The sequence below is a fragment of the Neobacillus mesonae genome (assembly GCF_001636315.1).
Taxonomy (GTDB): domain Bacteria; phylum Bacillota; class Bacilli; order Bacillales; family Cytobacillaceae; genus Neobacillus; species Neobacillus mesonae.
Genome location: NZ_KV440949.1, coordinates 4131324 through 4152351, shown reverse-complemented (window position 1 = coordinate 4152351; position 21028 = coordinate 4131324). Strand labels below are relative to the sequence as shown.

Annotated in this window: 21 protein-coding genes; 9 read left to right on the top strand and 12 right to left on the bottom strand. The window is 38.0% G+C overall.

Annotation, left to right across the window (positions count from 1 at the left end; all coding sequences use genetic code 11):
* Positions 1–60 precede the first annotated feature (60 nt).
* Positions 61–1197, top strand: coding sequence for an alanine dehydrogenase (gene ald, locus A6749_RS19365; RefSeq protein ID WP_066394412.1), 1137 nt, complete (start codon positions 61–63; stop codon positions 1195–1197).
* 74 nt (positions 1198–1271) lie between these two features.
* Here ald and A6749_RS19360 read toward each other — a convergent pair whose 3' ends face one another.
* The gene (locus tag A6749_RS19360; RefSeq protein WP_066394408.1) at positions 1272–2177 is read right to left on the bottom strand and encodes a DUF2935 domain-containing protein; all 906 of its coding nucleotides are present in this window, start codon (positions 2175–2177) and stop codon (positions 1272–1274) included.
* Between the two features lie 217 nt (positions 2178–2394).
* Between A6749_RS19360 and A6749_RS19355 the strand changes: the two genes are divergently transcribed.
* A complete protein-coding gene (locus A6749_RS19355; protein WP_066394406.1) occupies positions 2395–3267 on the top strand; it encodes a cation diffusion facilitator family transporter in 873 nt (290 codons plus the stop codon).
* Positions 3268–3353: 86 nt separating this feature from the next.
* Here the strand turns inward: A6749_RS19355 and A6749_RS19350 are convergent, their stop codons facing one another.
* From A6749_RS19350 to A6749_RS19340, 3 genes are all read right to left on the bottom strand, one after another.
* On the bottom strand, positions 3354–3956 hold the full coding sequence (locus tag A6749_RS19350; RefSeq protein WP_066394397.1) for an NADPH-dependent FMN reductase: 603 nt from the start codon (positions 3954–3956) through the stop codon (positions 3354–3356).
* Positions 3957–4009: 53 nt separating this feature from the next.
* Positions 4010–4423, bottom strand: coding sequence for a DoxX family protein (locus tag A6749_RS19345; protein WP_066394388.1), 414 nt, complete (start codon positions 4421–4423; stop codon positions 4010–4012).
* Positions 4424–4515: 92 nt separating this feature from the next.
* Positions 4516–5295: a dioxygenase family protein gene (locus tag A6749_RS19340; RefSeq protein ID WP_066394381.1), complete on the bottom strand. Its 780-nt coding sequence runs from the start codon at positions 5293–5295 to the stop codon at positions 4516–4518.
* A 224-nt stretch (positions 5296–5519) separates the two neighbouring features.
* On the opposite strand from A6749_RS19340, the gene A6749_RS19335 reads away from it, so the two are divergent.
* Positions 5520–6047, top strand: coding sequence for a helix-turn-helix domain-containing protein (locus tag A6749_RS19335; protein WP_066394378.1), 528 nt, complete (start codon positions 5520–5522; stop codon positions 6045–6047).
* Between the two features lie 33 nt (positions 6048–6080).
* On the opposite strand, the gene A6749_RS19330 is transcribed toward A6749_RS19335, so the two are convergent.
* Both A6749_RS19330 and A6749_RS19325 read right to left on the bottom strand, forming a co-directional pair.
* Positions 6081–7493 carry a SpoVR family protein gene (locus A6749_RS19330; protein WP_066394366.1) on the bottom strand — a complete coding sequence of 471 codons (1413 nt, stop codon included), beginning with the start codon at positions 7491–7493 and terminating at the stop codon, positions 6081–6083.
* A gap of 134 nt (positions 7494–7627) precedes the next feature.
* The gene (locus A6749_RS19325; protein WP_066394363.1) at positions 7628–8611 is read right to left on the bottom strand and encodes a M14 family zinc carboxypeptidase; all 984 of its coding nucleotides are present in this window, start codon (positions 8609–8611) and stop codon (positions 7628–7630) included.
* Positions 8612–8747: 136 nt separating this feature from the next.
* Between A6749_RS19325 and A6749_RS19320 the strand changes: the two genes are divergently transcribed.
* Positions 8748–9002: a YhdB family protein gene (locus A6749_RS19320; protein WP_066394359.1), complete on the top strand. Its 255-nt coding sequence runs from the start codon at positions 8748–8750 to the stop codon at positions 9000–9002.
* A gap of 102 nt (positions 9003–9104) precedes the next feature.
* Here A6749_RS19320 and A6749_RS19315 read toward each other — a convergent pair whose 3' ends face one another.
* Both A6749_RS19315 and A6749_RS19310 read right to left on the bottom strand, forming a co-directional pair.
* On the bottom strand, positions 9105–10838 hold the full coding sequence (locus A6749_RS19315; protein ID WP_066394350.1) for a phospho-sugar mutase: 1734 nt from the start codon (positions 10836–10838) through the stop codon (positions 9105–9107).
* Positions 10839–11013: 175 nt separating this feature from the next.
* Positions 11014–11412: a DUF5365 family protein gene (locus A6749_RS19310; RefSeq protein WP_066394346.1), complete on the bottom strand. Its 399-nt coding sequence runs from the start codon at positions 11410–11412 to the stop codon at positions 11014–11016.
* Between the two features lie 109 nt (positions 11413–11521).
* Between A6749_RS19310 and A6749_RS19305 the strand changes: the two genes are divergently transcribed.
* A complete protein-coding gene (locus tag A6749_RS19305) occupies positions 11522–12436 on the top strand; it encodes an RluA family pseudouridine synthase (RefSeq protein WP_066394338.1) in 915 nt (304 codons plus the stop codon).
* Positions 12437–12480: 44 nt separating this feature from the next.
* Here the strand turns inward: A6749_RS19305 and A6749_RS19300 are convergent, their stop codons facing one another.
* The gene (locus A6749_RS19300; RefSeq protein ID WP_066394335.1) at positions 12481–12735 is read right to left on the bottom strand and encodes a GlsB/YeaQ/YmgE family stress response membrane protein; all 255 of its coding nucleotides are present in this window, start codon (positions 12733–12735) and stop codon (positions 12481–12483) included.
* A gap of 331 nt (positions 12736–13066) precedes the next feature.
* Between A6749_RS19300 and A6749_RS19295 the strand changes: the two genes are divergently transcribed.
* Positions 13067–13681, top strand: coding sequence for a DUF47 domain-containing protein (locus A6749_RS19295; protein WP_066394330.1), 615 nt, complete (start codon positions 13067–13069; stop codon positions 13679–13681).
* A gap of 11 nt (positions 13682–13692) precedes the next feature.
* Positions 13693–14694, top strand: coding sequence for an inorganic phosphate transporter (locus tag A6749_RS19290; RefSeq protein ID WP_066394328.1), 1002 nt, complete (start codon positions 13693–13695; stop codon positions 14692–14694).
* A 56-nt stretch (positions 14695–14750) separates the two neighbouring features.
* On the opposite strand, the gene deoC is transcribed toward A6749_RS19290, so the two are convergent.
* A complete protein-coding gene (deoC, locus tag A6749_RS19285; protein WP_066394323.1) occupies positions 14751–15425 on the bottom strand; it encodes a deoxyribose-phosphate aldolase in 675 nt (224 codons plus the stop codon).
* Positions 15426–15679: 254 nt separating this feature from the next.
* On the opposite strand from deoC, the gene A6749_RS19280 reads away from it, so the two are divergent.
* Positions 15680–17854: an MMPL family transporter gene (locus tag A6749_RS19280; RefSeq protein WP_066394320.1), complete on the top strand. Its 2175-nt coding sequence runs from the start codon at positions 15680–15682 to the stop codon at positions 17852–17854.
* A gap of 18 nt (positions 17855–17872) precedes the next feature.
* Here A6749_RS19280 and A6749_RS19275 read toward each other — a convergent pair whose 3' ends face one another.
* A complete protein-coding gene (locus tag A6749_RS19275) occupies positions 17873–18214 on the bottom strand; it encodes a cupin domain-containing protein (protein ID WP_066394316.1) in 342 nt (113 codons plus the stop codon).
* A gap of 147 nt (positions 18215–18361) precedes the next feature.
* Positions 18362–18679 carry a hypothetical protein gene (locus A6749_RS19270; RefSeq protein ID WP_066394312.1) on the bottom strand — a complete coding sequence of 106 codons (318 nt, stop codon included), beginning with the start codon at positions 18677–18679 and terminating at the stop codon, positions 18362–18364.
* Positions 18680–18879: 200 nt separating this feature from the next.
* Between A6749_RS19270 and A6749_RS19265 the strand changes: the two genes are divergently transcribed.
* Positions 18880–21018, top strand: a complete 2139-nt coding sequence (locus A6749_RS19265) for a YhgE/Pip domain-containing protein (protein ID WP_066401060.1) — start codon at positions 18880–18882, stop codon at positions 21016–21018.
* Positions 21019–21028 lie beyond the last annotated feature (10 nt).

Sequence of the window (21028 nt, the reverse complement as noted above, 5' to 3'; positions counted from 1 at the left end):
GGTAAACATTTTATACTTTATCCATAGAACAAATTTTTTGAATAATGGGGAGGAAAGAAAATGTTTATCGGTGTACCAAAAGAGATTAAAAACAATGAAAATCGTGTGGCTCTAACTCCAGCTGGTGTTCTATCGTTCAAAAATGCCGGGCATTCTGTACTGGTTGAAAAAGGGGCTGGGATTGGAAGCGGTTTCGCTGATGAGGATTATGCCAAGGCTGGTGCCGAAATTATTGACGGCGTCGAAAACGTGTGGGCAAAAGCAGATATGATCATGAAGGTTAAAGAACCTCTTGAAAGTGAATATCAATACTTCCGTTCAGGCTTAATTCTTTTTACCTACTTACACCTTGCTGCTGAACCGGAACTGGCTAAAGCGCTTAAAGAAAAAGGCGTTATTGCCATTGCCTACGAAACAGTATCAGTAAACAGAACTCTTCCTTTATTAACACCTATGAGTGAAGTTGCAGGCCGAATGGCAGCACAAATCGGCGCTCAATTTTTACAAAAAAATAATGGCGGACAAGGTATTCTGCTTGCCGGTGTACCAGGTGTCAACCGCGGTAAAGTAACAATTATCGGCGGAGGTATCGTAGGTACAAATGCCGCGAAAATGGCAATCGGCTTAGGTGCTGATGTAACGATTATCGATTTAAGTGCAGACCGCCTGCGTCAGCTAGATGATATTTTTGGTAACCAAGTAAAAACATTAATGTCTAACCCATATAATATTGCGGAAGCGGTGAAGGAAGCAGACCTTTTAATTGGTGCGGTCTTAATTCCTGGCGCGAAAGCTCCGAAGCTTGTTACAGAAGAAATGGTAAAAACCATGAAAGCTGGCTCTGTAATCGTCGATGTTGCGATTGACCAAGGCGGTGTTGTTGAGACTAGCGACCATGTCACAACACATGATAACCCAACATTCGAAAAACACGGTGTTATTCATTATTCCGTAGCCAATATGCCTGGTGCTGTTCCAAGAACATCAACAATCGCTTTAACAAATGTGACGGTTCCATATGCCCTGCAAATTGCTAATAAAGGTGTTTTCAAAGCAATCACTGAAAATCCATCCTTGAAGCTTGGCGTCAATGTTGCTGCCGGTGAAATCACATATGAGGCTGTGGCCAAAGACCTTGGATATAACTATGTATCCGTGGAAGAAGCGCTTGGAAAAGAGCTTTCTGAAGTAAAATAATTATATAATATGAAAAAAGGCAGCTTTCACATGTAGCTGCCTTTTTGATTTTTCTTAAACATCATAAACTATAATTATAGATGCTTCTCTTCCATTTTCTTTTTATTTAATCTATCTTCTAGAACATGAATCATATACAGGAAGTGCTCAGCCTCCCTTACAACATGATCTGCTAATAAAGGATTTATCACGTTTCGGATTTGGCATGATTTAATTAATTCAAGCCCAGTTTTCTTAAAATCACGAATTTCTTGGGCAGCACTTTCACTATCTTTATTCATCTTTCCTATAATTGGGTAGGTGGGCTGTTTTTGATATAACATTGACTCCACGTCCCTTGCTTGATTTAATAGTACTTCGAAATCATCTCCAAATTTCCTTGCAGTATTAATTAAATTTCTTTCAGATTGATCAAGTAATGACACTATAAAGCGGGAATGTTCCATCATAATTCTCAGCCAAAAAACATTCTCACTAATAATAGCATCCTGAATTGGGTCTAATATTCCTTGATTAAATTTTGTTAGTGTCCTCATAAAATACTCTGCTTCCCTAGCAATATGGTCTACAAGCAAAGGAAAATTAAAACCGCTTATCTTACAATTAATGATCAGTATCAAGAGGTTTCTTTTAAAATTTCGAAAACCATGCACCAATTCAATACTTTCTTCGTTTAATTTCCTAACCAAGGATACGTTATTTGGAACTTGATAAGCCTTTTTTTCTTGCTGTTCAAAGAAGTAATGAAATCTGTCGGTTTGCTGGATTAAATGTGTATCTTTTCGGTTAAACCCTTCACCTAAAAATAAGGCATGCTCTTTCATAATCCTAAGCCAAAACCTATTTTCCGTTAAGGAACGATCAACAAACATTTGTTCAGTTAAAGACTCTGGTTTGGCAGCAAATGACTCAGGGGCAACTAACATTTGATTAAACTGATCTTGGCTTACATGACCAGGTAAGTGATGCTGATTTTGCATGGCTCCCCCCCCATTTGGCTTTATTACTAATAATATTGAACTTAAAATGGGAATATGTTTTGGACAAATTATAAATTTTAATACTAATCTCTTATTTTCCCATGCTAAACTTTTTTTTACTCATCTTAAAAGTATAGCAGAGTGAAAAAAGGTTGCTGTAGACCCACTAGCTGCTTAACTGTTATGATTTTTTAGGCAGTAGTTGGAGGTAAGGCAAATGGAAATGAATATTAATAAAAATTTAAAAATGGGAGAAAAAGGGGCCATCATTAGTATAGTAGCTTATATTTTCTTATCTATATTAAAGCTGGCCATTGGATATGTTTCTAATTCAGAGGCTTTAAAAGCTGATGGATTAAATAATACGACAGACATTATTGCCTCATTGGCGGTACTTATTGGACTCCGTTTATCCCAAAAACCGCCTGATCAAGATCATCCTTATGGCCATCGGAAGGCAGAAACGGTTGCTTCTATGATTGCTTCATTTATTATGGCTTCTGTTGGTATCCAGGTAATTATCGAGGCAGTATCCACTGTTTTTTTAAATGATAAAAGTGAATCACCGGATATCATCTCTGCTTGGACTGGATTTTTTAGTGCGGGGATTATGTATTTTGTTTACCGTTATAACAAAATTCTAGGAAAAAAAATTAATAGTCAAGCATTAACTGCAGCTGCCAAAGACAATCTTTCAGATGCATTAGTAAGTATTGGAACAGCGGTTGGTATAATCGGTTCTCAATTTAATCTTCCATGGCTCGATCCTCTTACCGCATTAATTGTTGGATTAATCATATGCAAAACAGCGTGGGATATTTTTCGTGAATCCTCCCATGGCTTAACAGATGGTTATGATGAGAATCGAATAAACTCGTATAAAGGAACAGTTCTTGCTATTAAAGGGGTAAAAGGCGTGAAAGCTCTTAAAGCAAGGTCATATGGAAATAATTCTGTTGTTGATATAGTAATCCTTGTAAATTCCAATCTAGATATACGAGACGCACACGATATTTCTACTGAAGTAGAAAATGTTCTAATAAAGAAACATGGAGTTTATGATGTTCACGTCCATGTTGAACCAAATTAATATAATTTACTCCGAAAAAAACGCTATTCTTCTAAACATGTTATCTGGAAGAATAGCGTTTTTTTTATAAAAATTTTATATACGGTTTATCGTAAAGTTTTTAATGCTCCGCTCCAAGCAATTACTTGGTCAAGCATTGCATTGACATTATCGAGATGTAAATCTGCTGGTTTGAAAGTGCTCATTTCTTCAAAATCCGTGAATAATGACAATGTTGGATGCACGCGAACGTCGGCAATTAATAATTCTCCACAGATTCCACGTAAATGTTCTACAGCACGAGCACCTCCAGTTGAGCCATAGCTTACAAAACCTGCAGCTTTATTGTTCCAAACTTCACGAGCTAAATCGAGGGCATTTTTTAAAGCCCCGGTGATACTATGGTTATACTCTTGGACAATAAATACGAATCCATCTAAGCTTGCTAGTTTCTCGTTCCAAGATTGAATACCTGGTTCTTGACCAGTACCTGTTCCTAGGAACGGTAGATTGTAATCAGCAATATCCACAATTTCATAATTTGCATCGCCACGCTTATCGGCGATACCTTTTACCCATTCTCCTACCTGTGGACTTACACGTCCCTCACGTGTGCTTCCTAAAATAATGCCAATGTTTAATTTTTCATTTGTCATGATTTCTGTCTCCTTTTGAGATGAATTTCCAAATAAATTGCTAAAGAATCCCATTATGTTTACCACCTATTTTAGAATGTGAAATTACTCATAATTTTCCCTTTTAATTAAATCTTTGCAGATTCATTTTTTACAAAAAACTGTGAAACTGAAAACTGTTTACTGCCGTTAATAGCTAAGAATAATGCCATAGCTAGGAATGCCAGATCTAATTCATATCCTGCCATTTGTCCATTGCCTAAGAAACCAACGGCCAGTTTTACCTTGATAATCGCCCCAATCATTAATAATACAAATAATGCTGATACTATACGAGTTCCTAGCCCGATAATTAAGGCGATTCCGCCAACTAGTTCTATCCCTGCAACAACATATGCCATAAACCCTGGTATTCCGATACTGTCAAACCATCCAGCTATATTTCCAATTCCACCTTGAAACTTTGCCAGCCCATGAATAAAGAATGTTACACCTAGAACGACTCGTAAAACAATAGCACCAACTTCATTTTTAAATTTCATAAAATTTTCTCTCCCTGTTTTTATATTTATTTTATCTCAAATCCAGATGTTTTTAATTCGAGATAAATTAGCGAAAAAATTTGTTTTAATCATTAACCAAACTGCCAGACACTGTGACTTAGGTTGCCATATCGAAAACTACGGTGAATCAGTTCGGCTTTTCGATTATCGTCCGAAGCGCCCATGGCATAAAAGATAGGAATAAAGTGTTCAGACCCATATCTTGGTACCGCATATTCTGCATTTGGAGCTAATGAATCGTACTTAAATAGAGATGGTAAATCCCATTTTTGCAAATGATGGGCTAACCAATCATCGAATTCAAGTGCCCATTGATCTGCTTCCCCATTGTCAATCCACTTTAATGCTCTAAGATTATGCACAGTGCCGCCGCTGCCAATTATTAATATGTCTTTAGCTCTTAATGAGGACAAAGCCTTACCAATTTTATATTGTTCCTCAGGTGTAAGACTAGAATTCACCGACATAGAAATAACCGGAATTTCTGCATTTGGATAGAGTAAGCGGAGGACAACCCACGCCCCATGATCTAATCCACGCTGCGTTTCAATTTCAAAAGGCACTCCACTCTTCGTAAATAAACCCTCAATTTCTTTGGAAATTTGTTCATCCCCATGCGCGGGATATTGAATTTGATATAATGCTTCGTCAAAGCCCCCGAAATCATATATCGTACTATATTGGTCTACATTACTGACCTTTTGGGCTCTAGACTCCCAATGAGCAGAAAATAACACAACCGCCTTAGGACGAGGCATTGTTTTGCCTAATTGCATTAAAAATTGCGTATACTCATTATCCTCAATAGCGAGCAATGGTGCACCATGAGCAATAAATAATGATGGCATCATTTGAAATCCCTCCCTGTATTATACTTTAAATAGTAGAGCAAAATTTATTTAAATAAACAAATATGTTTCATATTAAAAAACATAAAATCATAAAACTTCATTTTGTTTTCTCATATGAATCTTTGTTCTTTTATAGAATACCAAAGGTACTTCTGGCATGTCAATCATTTTTTTGTTAATATGAAATTAAGTTTACAAGTATGAAACATTCGAGGAGTATGAACATGGATATTGGTTCTAAAATACGATCAATTAGAAATAGAAAAAAAATAACGATTGCTCAAATGTGTGAAGGGACCGGTCTTTCAAAAGGTTTTATCAGCAATGTTGAAAATAACAATACTTCTCCGTCCATTAGCACATTACAGACAATTGCTAATTACCTAAAGGTTCCACTGCCCTATTTGCTTCTAGAAAAGGATGAACAGATGACGGTTATTAGAAAAGAAGATAGGGAATTTACGGTTTCTAAAGATCCTGATTTAAAGGTCGAACATTTAGCATCTAGAGGGGGATTAAGCATGAGGTTGGTTGAATTCCCGCCAGGATATTCTACTGGAGAAAAAAAGGCGCATGCAGGTGAAGAATGCCACTTGGTTTTAAAAGGGAAAATTCTTGCGGAACAAGGTGAGGACTCCTTTATTCTGGAGGAAGGAGATACTTTTAGCTGGTGTGCAAGCGTCCCTCATTTTGTTAAAAATATCGGAGATGAAACAGCTGCTGTCTTAATTGCCATTTATACCGAAAATTAAAAAAGGCAGCTCTGGGGGCTGCCCTTTTTATTCTTATAGATATTTTCGATGAACACCCTTCCCATCATATGAAAATAACATTGTTCTCTCTTCAATGATGGTTTCCATATGAACTGTTCTGCCCCAAAGCTGATGGATATAGGGCAATACTTTCTCAAGGTATTTTACATCCAGTTCTATCCCTTCATACCAATGCTTTAAATAAAGCTCGCCATTTTTCATGTAGTCGCCGTCATTCACCGTTATATACGGGAATCCGCCGTTTACCCTCATATTTACTAATTGATCGCGGATATGCTTCCAATCTTTATCAACAATCTTATAATCTCTCCCCTGTTTTTGGAAAAGGTACATATCCTCTCTAAAAACAAGGTCTTTAGTTAAATAATTTCTGAGGAAGGAAATATCTGATTCAATCTCCCGAACTTCAAATATTCTTTCCCTTCCAGAGTTGGGTTCGACGCCGCGTTTTTTCATTTCTTCAGAAGGATTATTATAACGTTCCTCAATATCTTCAAAAATTTTCAATCCAAGATAATAAGGGTTAATTCCCGTTTTGGATGGCTGTACGACACCGGCATTTAACTTGGCAAATTCAATGGCTTCCCCGCTGGTCAAATTCATTTCCCGTAATATTCTTTGATGCCAGTATGAAGCCCAGCCTTCGTTCATGATTTTCGTTTCCAGCTGCGGCCAAAAATAAAGCATTTCTTCACGCATCATTGTTAGGATATCGCGCTGCCAATCCTCAAGCTCCCTGCTATAAGATTCAATAAATAAAAGGATATCCTTTTCTGGTTTGGGCGGAAATTTCTTCTTCCGAGTCTGTTTTAGGATGTTTTTATCCTTTACGTCCAAGTTCCATAAATCGTCATACGGTGTGGGCGAACGCTGATCATCATCTTCATCCCCATCATCCTCCATCGACCAAGCAAGCTTTGGCCTCATAAGGGACGGATCTATATGTTCATCAATTGCCAGAATCGCATCAAGGAAGGATTCCACTTCCTTTTTGCCATATTGAACTTCGTATTGATGAATCCTGTCAGCTGTTGCAGCCATGCTTTCTACCATATCCCGCTTCGTATTTTGAAAGCGGACATTGTTTTTAAAGAAATCACAATGAGCCAGTACATGGGCAACAATCAATTTGTTTTGGATTAATGTATTTGAGTCCAATAAGAAGGCATAGCATGGGTCAGAATTAATCACCAATTCATATATTTTACTTAGGCCAAGATCATAATGAAGTTTCATTTTATGGAACTGCTTCCCGAAGCTCCAATGCGAAAATCGGGTAGGCATCCCATAAGCACCAAAAGTATAAATAATTTCAGCCGGACAGATTTCATAGCGCATTGGATAAAAATCCAGTCCAAAATCGGTTGCGATTTCAGTTATCTCGCTAATGGCGTATTCAAGTGCCTTACGATCTGCTTCATTCATAGCTTCTCCCCCCTTTTCCTCTTAACTCAATGTATGAAGGAAAAGCACGAATGATGAAAAGTAAAATCAGTAAATGGTGAGTACAAATCACCTTTTAAATTAGATTGATTTAACAAATAGGCAACATCATGTTGTTAATTCTTTATTTTTTTCGCTTCTTCAGCAAGCTTTAGTCCCACATATTTATTCCTTTTCCACTCTGTTTTAAACACAGATAAAGGCGGGTTTGTTTCTCCGACCAGATAACTAATTTCAATCGTCAGTGCCGGCCTTCGGTAAGCAGTTATAAACCAATCTGTAAAACCCCCGCCTGTTGCATCCTTTTCCGGTTTTGCCAGCTTGTAATCAGTCAGTTTAGCCATTTTTCTGGCCAGTAAATAATCTCGAAGAAAATATTTTCCATTTTTATAATTCCAATAAATTTCTCTGCCAGCTGAATGGTAAGCTGCGGCAATGGCTGGATCGGTCTCCTTCACAAACTTAGTTAAGACCTGAACCTCCGCAGCTTCTAGCGGAGACTTCCCTTTAAAGGCTTTATAATAAGGGCCAGGTGGGGTTTGTGAAAGCTTTTCCCAATCCGCTGGATACTGCCTATTTAAATCCACCCCGTTCCCATTCGCCTTCCATCGTTTAAAATTCATGATCCCTTCATTCATGTCCAACAGCCGTTTTTGATGCACAGCAGAAACGGACTTCAGCCCTTGCTGCTGGATTGAAACACCATCTGGGTTCAGCATTGGCACAAACCAAATTGATACTTCGTTTAAAATTTGTGTCGATTCCAAACCCAATTTGTCCTTTTTATCATAAGCTCCAGCATATGTTTCAAGCATTTTCATCAACAGCATTGTGGTCATCCACTCACGTCCATGATGGGAACCAACTAACAAAACCGTCTTTTCCCCTTTTCCAAGCTTAACACCCCAAATCTCCCTGCCAAACTCTGACTTTCCAATGGACCGGACTTCAATAACCTTCCCAAAATTATGTTGAATCTTTGCTAAGTCTTCATTTAATTGTTCATATGTATATGGTTTATTTGTTTCCACCAAATTAGCAAATGCAAAATTTTCAAATACAATAAATGATATCAAAAATAAAAATAAATATTTCGCCATAAACCCTCACTGGATTAAAAAATATACAGGAAAATGTTGAAAACCGCATTAATATTGACTGTCCAACATTTTCTGCGTGTGTTCTTATTAAAATGTCATACAATAAACTCAACTCCTAATAAGGAGGAGCGATTAAATGAATAAAATGGATTACGACCGTGCTTTATTTTATACGCACCGCTCTGAATGGGACAATTTGTTAATTTTGATGGTACGAACAACCGACCATTTTCTTTCTAAAAAGATTGAACATTTCCTGCACGCCTACAATTTTGAACGTGATTACACTATCATTGAAAGAAAACTCTATAGTCTGCTTCGCTACATCGACCATGCGAACGAGACGGTTGAAGAGGAAATAAATGAGATTCCGATGTATAGTCTTTCCTGAAAACACAAGTGAATACATTATTTATGAAAAACATTTACTTAACCGGACCAAAGAATTCCACCAAAAAAGCACGGCTTCTGTATGCCGTGCTTCTTTTATGTTTTACACTATTTCCATTTTTTGTTGGACTAATGCCATAAAATCCTTTTCAATTTCTTGAAGTTTGGATTTACTCTTTTCTAGGCTGTCACTATTCACGCCAAAATAGAATTTCACTTTTGGCTCTGTCCCTGACGGCCTTAAGCAAACCCACGAACCATCCTCAAAGGAATACTTAAGGACATTGGATTTAGGTAATTGGATAGTTTCTTCTCCCTGGCTTGTAATTCGTTTCCCCGTTAAGTAATCTTCAGTTACGACGGTTTTCACGGTCCCTAAACCAGTTAACGGCTCACTGCGGAAAGAGGCCAAAATACGCTGAATCTTTTCCGCTCCTTCTTTCCCCTTAAGTGTTAAGGAACGCAGGCCTTCTTGATAAAAGCCGTATTTTTCGAAAACCTTCACTAGTCCGTCATAAAGGGACATGCCTTGCTTTTTATAATACGCACAAACCTCAACAGCTAACAACGCCGCTTGAACCGCATCCTTATCACGGGCAAAATCCCCAATTAAATATCCATAGGATTCTTCGTATCCAAATAAGAATGTATGGTCACCGGTTGTCTCATATTGCTTTATTTTTTCTGCAATAAATTTAAAGCCGGTTAATACATCGACTGTTTCTAGTTGATAAGCGGAGGCAATCATTCTTCCTAGCTCAGATGTTACAATTGTTTTTAAAACAACCCCATTTTCGGGCAGGGTCCCTTTTTCCTTTTTCTGTGTAAGCAAATAATCAAGAAGCAAGGCTCCGGTTTGGTTGCCTGTAAGAACAACATATTCCCCTTCATGATTCTTAACGGCAATTCCCAAACGGTCAGCATCCGGATCAGTAGCAATTAACAAATCCGCTCCTGCCATTTTCCCGTCGCGGATGGCTAATTCAAAAGCTGCATGCTCTTCTGGATTTGGACTTTTTACCGTAGAAAAATTCGCATCCGGAAGTTCCTGCTCTTTGACGACCGTAACATTTTTATATCCTAGCGCTGCTAGTGCGGCACGGACAGGCTTATTGGCGGTTCCGTGTAATGGGGTGAAAACAATCTTAATATCCGATTCTTTAGCAAGGCTTGGATTTTCTGAAATGTTTTTGAGTTTGTTAATATAGACCTCATCGATTTCTCGCCCAATCGTTTTTATCAGCCCTAAAGAGCGTAATTTCTCTTCACTTTCAACTTCGATTAATAGCTCATTCTTGATTTCATTGACCTTAACAATCAGTTCGTCCGCTTCTTTAGGAGGCAATTGCCCTCCATCAGAACCATATACTTTATAGCCGTTATATTCAGGCGGATTATGGCTGGCGGTGACAACAATCCCTGAAAAGGCCTTTAGATGCCTTAAGGCAAAAGACAGTTCCGGCGTCGGTCTAAGTTCATCGAATACGTATGTTTGAATTCCTTTGGAAGCTAATGTCTTTGCCGCCTCGATTGCAAATTCCGGGGATTTATGACGTGAATCATAAGCAATCACAACACCTTGCTTCTTAGCTTCCTGACCAAATTGTTCTATGTATGCTGCGAGTCCTGCAGACGCCTTACGGACCGTATAGAGATTCATACGGTTGGTTCCGACACCTATTTCTCCGCGCATGCCTCCAGTACCAAATTCTAAATTTTTATAAAAAGCTTCTTCTAGATGTTTTTCATTATCCTTTAATTGATCCAGTTGCTGTTTTAATTCAGCATCTAATCCTTCAAAATCCATCCAGCTTCTAGCTGCCGCTTTCCAATCCATTACAACATTCCCTCCAGTTATTAAGACTATACTATACTTTCTAAGTTGTATTGGTTAACTCCTTTAAAACTTGCCTGAAATAAACCGACATTTTCTGCGAATATCCAATCGTTCAATCACCATAATCATTTTACCAAAAAATCAAAAAAGAAAAAGCCTCATTAAAAGGCTTTTTCTAGATGAGCAGTTCATTGTCTGCTTTTGAATATATACTTAACATCATTGGTTTCATCGTTTTAGCATTTTCAAACTGCTCAAATTCAAAAGGAAAAAACAAACCAAGTTCATTAAGATTAGCCGCATTTTTATTAAATAAGTCGGCATACTGTTCATTAAGCTCTGTTGACTCAAGAATTGAAATGACTGTTTGGATACTTGTCATCACCTGAAAGGCATCCTTTAATGTACCGATCTCATCAAACTGCTTTTTGGAAATATGCAATACTTTTAATTGTTCAAACTGTGAAATCTCATCATCAGTAAAATAAAGTGGAAAAATATTTGAATAAATATGTCCGATTAGTTCACAGATTTCTTGCTCTTGACTTGGTGTCGAGGCAAAAACTATTTTCACGTAAAACCCACCCTTGCCATCGCTTTTTTCACTCATTAAATATATGATAAGAATAACATAATAAAGTTTGCCATAACGGTGGTAATTAGTGGTATGCAAAGGAGAAGTTATGCAACGTTTAGGAGATTGGTTTCAATTAATTATCCCTAAAGAGTGGGCAGGGATTACAATTGATGAGCTTTTTCGTAAGGAATGGGAATCTTCCAAAAAACTGACTCATTCGTTCAGAATGGAAGATAGCGTACAAGTAAATGGCCATGCTATTAATTGGAATACTCCCCTTTCTGCAGGCTCCAGGCTGCAGGTCAGAGTATTCAACGAGGAAGAAATCCAAGTAACATCTTATTATCATGAAATTGAAGTGCTTTATGAAGATGACCATTTAATTGTAGTTAATAAACCCCCATTCATGAAAACACATCCTAATGACAATAGAGATGAAGAAAATACACTAATCAATGCGGTACAATTCCATATGCTTGCAAATGGTGAAATAAGAAACGTGAGGCAAATCCATCGATTAGACCGTGATACGTCCGGAGCGATTTTATTTGCTAAGCACGCACTTGCTGGAGCAATCCTTGATAGAAAGCTCATTAAGCGGGAAATTAAACGAACCTATTTGGCAATGGCGGAAGGGTTATTACGAAAAAAAACAGGAGTTATTGATGCACCGATTGGAAGGGATCGTCATCATCCAACGAAACGAAGGGTGTCTTCTTCTGGACAGCCCGCCATTACCCATTATCAGGTGATCAAAGAAGATAAACAAAGAAATGTGTCATACGTCAAATGCTGGCTTGAGACCGGCAGAACTCACCAGATTCGCGTTCATCTAGACTCAATTGGCCATCCTTTGTCAGGCGATACCCTTTACGGCGGAAAACCGATTGTCAATAGACAAGCCCTGCATGCAATTAAGCTTGAATTTCATCATCCATTTACACAGGAAAAAATCGAATGTATAGCTCCATTTAGGGACAAACCAGAAATCTTCAAACAAATCGACATGCACTTACTATAAAAAGCCTCCCGTCTGGGGAGGCTTTTTAATCCATTTTTATGCTGTTAGTCTGCTTTCCTGAAGGCTCTCATAATGAAGCTTAACAGGAGTACCAGTACGGCTGCACCAATGATGGCAGGGATAATCGCAAAATCAGCAACATGCGGTCCCCAATTTCCTAAAACAGCTGTTCCCAGCCACGCACCTACAAACCCTGCAATGATATTACCAATAATGCCCCCAGGAATATTTCTTCCAGCGATTAGACCTGCTAACCATCCGATTACTCCGCCGACAATTAATGACCAAATAAAGCTCATGTAGAACACTCCTTTTCAGTTTTCGGTATTTCACTTACTCGATAAGCGTCTGAGCAATCCTAAGACAATGAAGTAAAATTACTCCTCGTCTATACCTTTTAAATTACCCTAATTTCTTTTATATACTCACAGTCCAACTAAAATATTGCATACATAAAGAAAATAAATTCTGGAAAAAGTAACATAATAGTTAAGTGAAACCATTTTTCAGAAAATTCTAATGTTAAGTTTTTGTAAATTTCGTTAAGAATTGTTTCATTTTTCGACAATTATTCGATAAAATAGTTAAGTTGATTCGGCATTATTTATTCGATAGATGGAGGTCCCTAAAATGGCAAAAAAACACGATAAATTTTACAATTTGCTCAATAGCATTTCTGCGAATTTAAAAGAAGGCTCCCAATTTTTTACTGATTATGAATTAAAAAACGTCAGCGATTTAAAAATTTTCTCAGAGAAAATGAAGGAATATGAATCAAAGGGCGATACCTTTGTTCACGAAATAATTAAAGAACTTAACGACACTTTTATTACCCCAATTGAACGAGAAGACATCCTTGCGCTTGCCATGACAATGGATGATGTTATTGATGGTTTGGAAGCGACAGCAGCACTGTTCGAAATGTATTCCATTACAAATGCGGATGATTTTATGAAAAAGTTCGTTGACGCCATTCATAAAAGCGTCCTAGAAATTGATAAAGCAATCGAATTGTTATCAAAGAAAAAGCTACCGCCTTTAAGGGAGCATGCCATTAAAATTAAGGATTACGAATCCCAGTGTGATAATATTTTAAGACAGTCCATTAAAAATTTATTTAACATTGAAAAAGATCCGATCCGCATTATTCAGTATAAAGAAATTTATGAAAATCTTGAGGAGATTGCTGATAGCTGTCAGACAGTTGCCAACACTCTTGAGTCCATTATCATGAAAAATGCATAAGGAGCTTATTTATGAGCGTATTATTGATTTTAACCATATTAATCGTAATTGGTGCTCTTGCATTTGACTTTATTAATGGATTCCATGATACAGCAAATGCGATTGCAACCTCTGTTTCAACAAAAGCATTGAGACCTAGACAGGCAATTATGTTAGCAGCAACGATGAACTTTGTCGGTGCATTAACGTTTACCGGGGTTGCCAAAACCATTTCAAAAGATATTGTTGATCCATTTAAACTTGAACACGGTTCTATTGTCATTTTAGCTGCATTGATTGCAGCCATTGCCTGGAATTTACTCACCTGGTACTACGGTATACCGAGCAGTTCTTCCCATGCACTAATTGGATCAATTGCCGGGGCTGCAATTGCTGCTGAAGGATTAAATGTCCTTAATTACGGTGGATTTATTAAGATTCTCGAAGCACTTATTCTCTCACCAATTTTAGCTTTTGTAGTCGGTTATATCCTTTACAGTATTTTCAAAGTCGTTTTTAAGAATTTTAATCTTGCTAAAACAAACCGAAATTTCCGTTACATTCAAATTGCAACGGCTGCTCTACAATCATATTCTCACGGGACAAATGATGCCCAAAAGTCGATGGGGATTATTACTTTGGCACTTATCGCCAACCAATATCTCCCGCATGATGCCGACGTGCCGTTCTGGGTTCAATTCTCCTGTGCGCTTGCAATGGGACTTGGAACTTCTATCGGGGGCTGGAAAATCATTAAAACGGTCGGCGGAAAAATTATGAAGATTCGTCCAGTAAACGGTGTTGCAGCTGATTTAACTGGTGCAGCAATTATTTTTGGAGCTACGTACATCCATTTGCCTGTAAGTACAACACATGTTATTTCATCAGGTATCATGGGGGTTGGGGCTTCCCACCGTCTTAAAGGTGTTAAGTGGGATACAGCCCAGCGTATGCTGATTACATGGGTAATAACACTGCCCATCACTGCTTTAATAGCAGCAATATCCTATTTCGTTTTACAGCTTTTCTTTTAATAATAAAAAACCAGGGATAACGAATACAGTCCCTGGTTTTTATTTGTTGTTTTTGATTAGTAATTACTATTGGAAACCTCACCATTACAAATAGCTACACCTGAGCTTGCTCCAATCCGGGTTGCCCCGGCCTCAATCATTGCCAATGCATCTTCACGGCTGCGAACACCGCCGGATGCTTTTACCCCGATTTCCGGTCCGACAGTTTTACGCATCAAGCTGATATCACTGGCAGTTGCACCGCCGGTTGAAAAGCCGGTTGACGTTTTCACAAAATCTGCACCTGCTTTAACAGAAAGCTCGCATGCTCTTATCTTTTCTTCATCGGTTAAGAGGCAGGTTTCGATAATGACTTTTACTAATGCCTTTCCTTTTGCCGCTTCAACAACGCTGCGAATATCATCCTCTACAAGATCATCCTGCTTGTCCTTTAATGCACCGATGTTAATAACCATATCTACTTCAGTCGCACCATTTTCAATGGCATTCTTCGTTTCAAATGCCTTTGTTTCCGGTGTTGTTGCCCCAAGGGGAAAACCGATTACCGTGCATACCTTTACCTCAGGGGCATCCGCGAGCAGCTCTGCAGCCGTTTTTACCCATGTTGGGTTAATACAAACGGACGCAAAAGAATATTCCTTTGCTTCTTTGACTAATTTAACGATTTGCTCCTTCGTCGCATCAGCTTTTAATAATGTATGGTCAATCATTCCGGCAATATTTTGCGTCATTTAAACAACCTCCAGGTCATACGTTGATATTTTACAAAGTAACTATAACAAAGAAGAGCAAGCGATTCCAATATTATTTTATTTCCGAATAACAAATTTACTCATGAAGGTTATCGTATTTTCTATTTGGTTTAAGGGTAAAGTTAATGAAAATACCTGAGTTGATGAATGTCATAAAAAAGTCATCTGCCCATTCTTCTTTTCTTTTGTATAATAGAGGAAGTTAAATTTTTCCGTAAAGGGGGGCTTATAATTTGCATAAATTCGGCAGGGTTATATACAAGCAGCGAAAATGGGTACTTTTCTTATGGATTGTTATGATTATTGTTTTTGGTTTTTTTGCCGTAAAACTGCCGTCTGTCTTAAGTGGTAATGGATTTGAATACAGAGGCCAGTACAATGAAACAAGAAAAGTGCTTGAAAAAGATTTTGGCCAGCCGAAATCCTCAATCCTTCTCGTTTTTGAAAAAGACAAAGATGTCAGCCCCAAGAAGTTTAGCGAATTTATTAAGCATACGTTTGAAAACTTAAAAGACTTTGATGCTGCTGATAATATTACCTCTCCGCTGGAACAGCCTGGGATGGTGAAAGGTAATTATGCCTATGGCACCTTAACCTTCTCCAAAAATGCCGAGAACCTGGGAAAGGAAATCGAACAATTACAGAAGTTATTGAAAAACAAGGACGGCTTAAAGGTAACAATGACCGGTGAACCAGTTATTGTTAAAGACTTGAATACAGCCAGTCAGGAGGACCTTGCAAAAGCGGAAATGATAGGTCTCCCGATCGCTTTAATTGTGTTAATCCTTGCGTTTGGGAGCCTTGTAGCAGCTGCACTTCCGCTTGTCATCGGGGTGATCTCAATCTTAACCACAATGGGGATTGTATACTTTTTCAGCTATCAGGCCGATTTAACGATCTTTATATTAAACATTATTCCCATGATTGGCCTGGCGTTGAGTATCGACTTTGCCCTGCTGTTTATAAATCGTTATAAAGAGGAATTAAAACAGAAATCGATTCAAGAAGCCATTGAGGTCACCGTCGCCACGGCCGGTCGTTCGATTATTTTTTCAGGATTATGTGTGTTCATTGGGTTATCAGGACTTTGGTTTATCCAAATTGATATTTTTCAAAATGTTGCCCTTGGCGGAATGACTGTTATATTTGTATCTGTTCTTTCAGCGTTAACATTTCTTCCTGCTTTACTGGGTCTGATAGGGAAAAGGATAAATAAATTCAGTATTCTCAAGATTAAAGACCAGCAAACAAGTTTATGGCATACGTTCGCACAGTTTGTTATGAGGCGTCCAGTCATCATGACAGTTGTTGCTCTTGCCATTTTGTTAACGGGGCTTATACCAGTCAGGGAAATGATTCTTAACATCCCAGGAACAGATTCACTGCCGCCTGACTACCCATCCAGAATTGCACTTGAAACATATCAAGACAAATTCATTGCCAAAGAAAAACGCGATCAGAAAAAGGTAACAATTATCCTTGAAACAAATGGAAATGTATTAAACAAAGACAACCTTGAAAAGGTTTGGAAGACAATAGAAAAACTAGAAAAGGATCAACTTGTTTATACTGTCGACTCCCCTTTTTCAGCCCTCGGTGCGAAGGGTGAGAACCAGTTATTAAAGGTTTTAAAAATGGGTAGCCAAATGAAGTTAGCACCCGTGACGGATTATTACATCAGAAATAATAAGATGCTGGTTGAAGTGTATTTGAAAACAGGAGAACATTCGGCTATAGCTCGTAAGTGGGTCAATGATTGGTCTGGCCGACACTTGGATGTAGAAGCTTCTTTTGGCGGCCCAATTAAATTTGAGCAGGAAATCTTTGCGGAGATTTTTAAAAAGGCACCTTATGGCCTGCTATTGATTGTTGTTTCAACGCTTTTTATTTTGATGGCGGCATTTCATTCAGTTCTCATTCCGTTAAAAGCAATTTTGATGAATATTTTAAGCTTAGGGTGCACCTTTGGGATTGTGGTATGGATTTTCCAGGAAGGGCATTTAGGGGTCACTCCTGTACATATCGGTTTAATACTTCCGGTATTTGTGTTTACCCTTGTTTTTGGGCTGTCAATGGACTATGAAGTCTTTTTGATTTCGCGAATACAGGAATTCTACCTTAAATCAGGGGATAATAGCCTTGCAACGATATCTGGATTAACCTACACAAGTAAAATTATTAGTTCGGCCGCAGCCATCATGATTGTGGTAACTGGCGCCTTTGCCTTTACAGGGGTGATGCCGATTAAGCAGTTAGGTGTGGGTATTGCGATTGCGATTTTTATAGATGCCACAATTGTCAGAATGGTTCTTGTTCCTTCTTTAATGAAGCTTCTTGGTAATTGGAATTGGTGGTTTTTTGGTATTAAAAATAAAAGCATTTCTAAACATCGGAAAAAGCCAGCTTGAATCAGCTGGCTTTTTCCATTAAATATTTTTGGCGTATTGGTCGCTTGGAGTTTTGCTTAATACGACATACAAGCTGACAGGGTCGGTGCCGCTATTTTTAAATGACATTTCTTCGTCGCTGTTAACATGAATTAAATCCGCTTCAGACACCTCAGTTTCTTTTCCGTCTGTGATTATCATGCCGTTACCGGTAATGACATAAAGATAAACCTCAGTTCCTGGGTGTTTATGGGCGGGCAGCGCCTGGCCTGGTAAAAAGTTTAAGACAAAGGCGGTTGTTTCCCCTTTTTTATACATAATCCGTTTGGTAAATTTCTCTTCGTTGTATTCCATAAATGCTTTAACTGAGTTTTTTTCCATTTTTATTCCTCCTTTTACTATTCTGCTTTAAGTTTAATTGAAAATCATTTTCAATCAAGTGAGGCTTATCACATTACTTACTATTTCACCCATAACCTAAAATTAACAGATTATAGCGTCAAAAAAAGAAGCTCCGAAGAACTTCTTTTACGACATATATGAAAGAATGACCTTTTGCGGAATGTCTGTTTCCTGATTAATACTTCTTAACCGTTCACATGATGGCATCTCAAAAGAGAAATCGATCACATTCGGCGGAATAATTCCTTGCTGCTGCAGGCGGTTAAAGACTTTCTCCATCGCTTCTTCCGTAGTAAGGGTATCTTCAGAATCCTCCATCTGAAAGCATTCCACACATGTTTCCACAATATTTTCTTCAATTTGTTCCTGTGCAAAAACTAATTTTGCCCCAGCAATTGATTCTACTTCCTGATTTTCTAACTCTATTATAGTGGTGATATTCATTTTCCTTACCTCCCTATTTCTTTACCTTCATTATAAAAAACTTTGAACTAAATAATGGCTTGAAACATCAGTTTTCATTATTTATTCACATGTTTTTGACAAATTTCTGTCTCTTCCCCTATTGCTCTTCCCTCCAAGCGTATCAACTTTCCTATTAAACAAATAATAAAGGAAATAAGAAGATTAGGTGGTTAATGGAAGTGAAAAAGGTATTTACGATTTTCCGTGATGATTTAGTAAGCATTACAACAAATTGGGCTGCAGCGATTATTATAATTGCCTTAATATTTCTGCCCTCTCTGTATGCCTGGTTGAATATTAAAGCCTCCTGGGACCCATACAGCAATACAAAAGGGATTCCTATCGCCATTACAAATAACGATCAAGGCGCTGTTTTAAAAGGAAGCAGTATTAATATCGGAAATGAAATCGTCACCTCATTACAAAAGAACCAATCGTTAGGCTGGAAATTTGTCAGTGCAACAGAAGCAAACCATGGTGTAGAAACGGGCAAATATTTTGCCAGCATTTCAATTCCAAGTGATTTTTCCGCTAAAATAGCGACCGTTTTAAGCGATCAGCCCAAAAAGCCTGAACTCATATATACCGTAAATGAAAAAATCAACGCCATAGCACCGAAAATCACCAGTAAAGGAGCAAGCGGGATTAAGGAGGAGGTTAGTAAAAATTTTGTTAAAACCGCCAATGGTGTTATATTTAATATTTTTAACCGCCTTGGGATTGAACTGCAAAAAAACCTGCCCGATATTGAAAAGGTAAAAACAATGATATTTTGGTTGAATGATCATTTGTCCGAAGCAGAAAAGATCATCAATACGGCTGATGCTGATGCAAATAATGCCCAAAAGATCATTGCAGATTTACAGCGTAACATAGATACCGCGGCGGGAATCATCGCCACAGCCCACGGAATTTCCGGAGATATTACAAAATTTCTAGAGAAAAATAAAGACGCGTTTGCAAACCTTGTCCCTGCTATTAAACAAAACTTAACCTATCTAACTACAGCCGCAGGAACAGTTGAACAATTAACAGGACTGATTCTTTCAGACAATATAAGCGAAGATGATAAGAAAAAAGCCATACAGGAAGCCATCACCCGGGTTAATGGGCTGATTAAAATTGAATCATTATTCATTGATCTGTTAGAACAATTAAACGGTCTTGCCGGAACTTCCATATTTGACCGAGAAATATCACATCTGACCGAACAGAAAAATCACTCTGAAAAGCTATTGGAAAATTTAAAAACAATTCAAGCATTAGATGCCCCCTCACAGAAATTATTAGAAGAGACAAACCAGCTGGCGAAAACAATTTCAACAGGCCTGGGGGATATACTAGCACGATACGATTCCGATATCGCTCCAAAAATAAAAAATTTAAGTGAAACTGTAAAAAATGTTCCAATAAAAGCGGATGTATTTTTCGCTAAAGCGGACAAAACACTTCCACAAATAAAGAAAATCTTGAACGATGCCTCAAAGGGAATTGTAATTGGAAAAAGGGACTTAGACCTAATCAAACGGGATTTTCCTGCAGTTAAGCAAAAAATAACTTTACTTGCCAAACAGATTCGTGATTTTGAAAAATCTGAGGATATTCGCGAAATCATTGATTTATTGCGTAATGATGTAAAAAAAGAAAGTGATTATTTTGCTGAACCGGTGTTACTAAAAGAAAAACGGCTTTTTCCCATTCCTAATTACGGTTCTGCGATGTCACCATTTTTTACTACTTTATCTTTATGGGTTGGGGCAACATTGTTAATTTCATTGATTCCCGTAGAGATCAACGGCGCCCCGGAAAATTATCATCCAAATCATGTTTATGTAGGAAGATTACTGACGTTTTTAACGTTTGCTCTCTGCCAAGCCATTATCGTCACTTTAGGGGATATGTATCTGTTAAAGACGTATGTATCAGAAAAACCATGGTTTGTCATCTTCGGGTTACTGACCAGTATTGTATTCATGTTAATCGTATATACATTCGTGTCGATTTTCGGAAATGTCGGGAAGGGATTGGCGATTGTCGTACTTGTACTGCAAATTTCAGGAGCCGGCGGAACTTTTCCGGTTCAAGTAATGCCGATCTTTTTCCAAAAGCTGAACCCTTACTTGCCTTTTACTTATGCAATTAGCTTAATGCGGGAAGCGGTCGGTGGAATTCAATGGGATGTTGCTAATAGGGATCTAACAGTCTTCCTATTAATTACAATTATCACCTTATTATTTGGACTTGTTTTGAAAAAGCCGATTGAAAAATATAGCGGAGCTGTAAAGCGGAAAGCGAAGGGAAGCAGACTTATTCATTAAAGAAAAAATA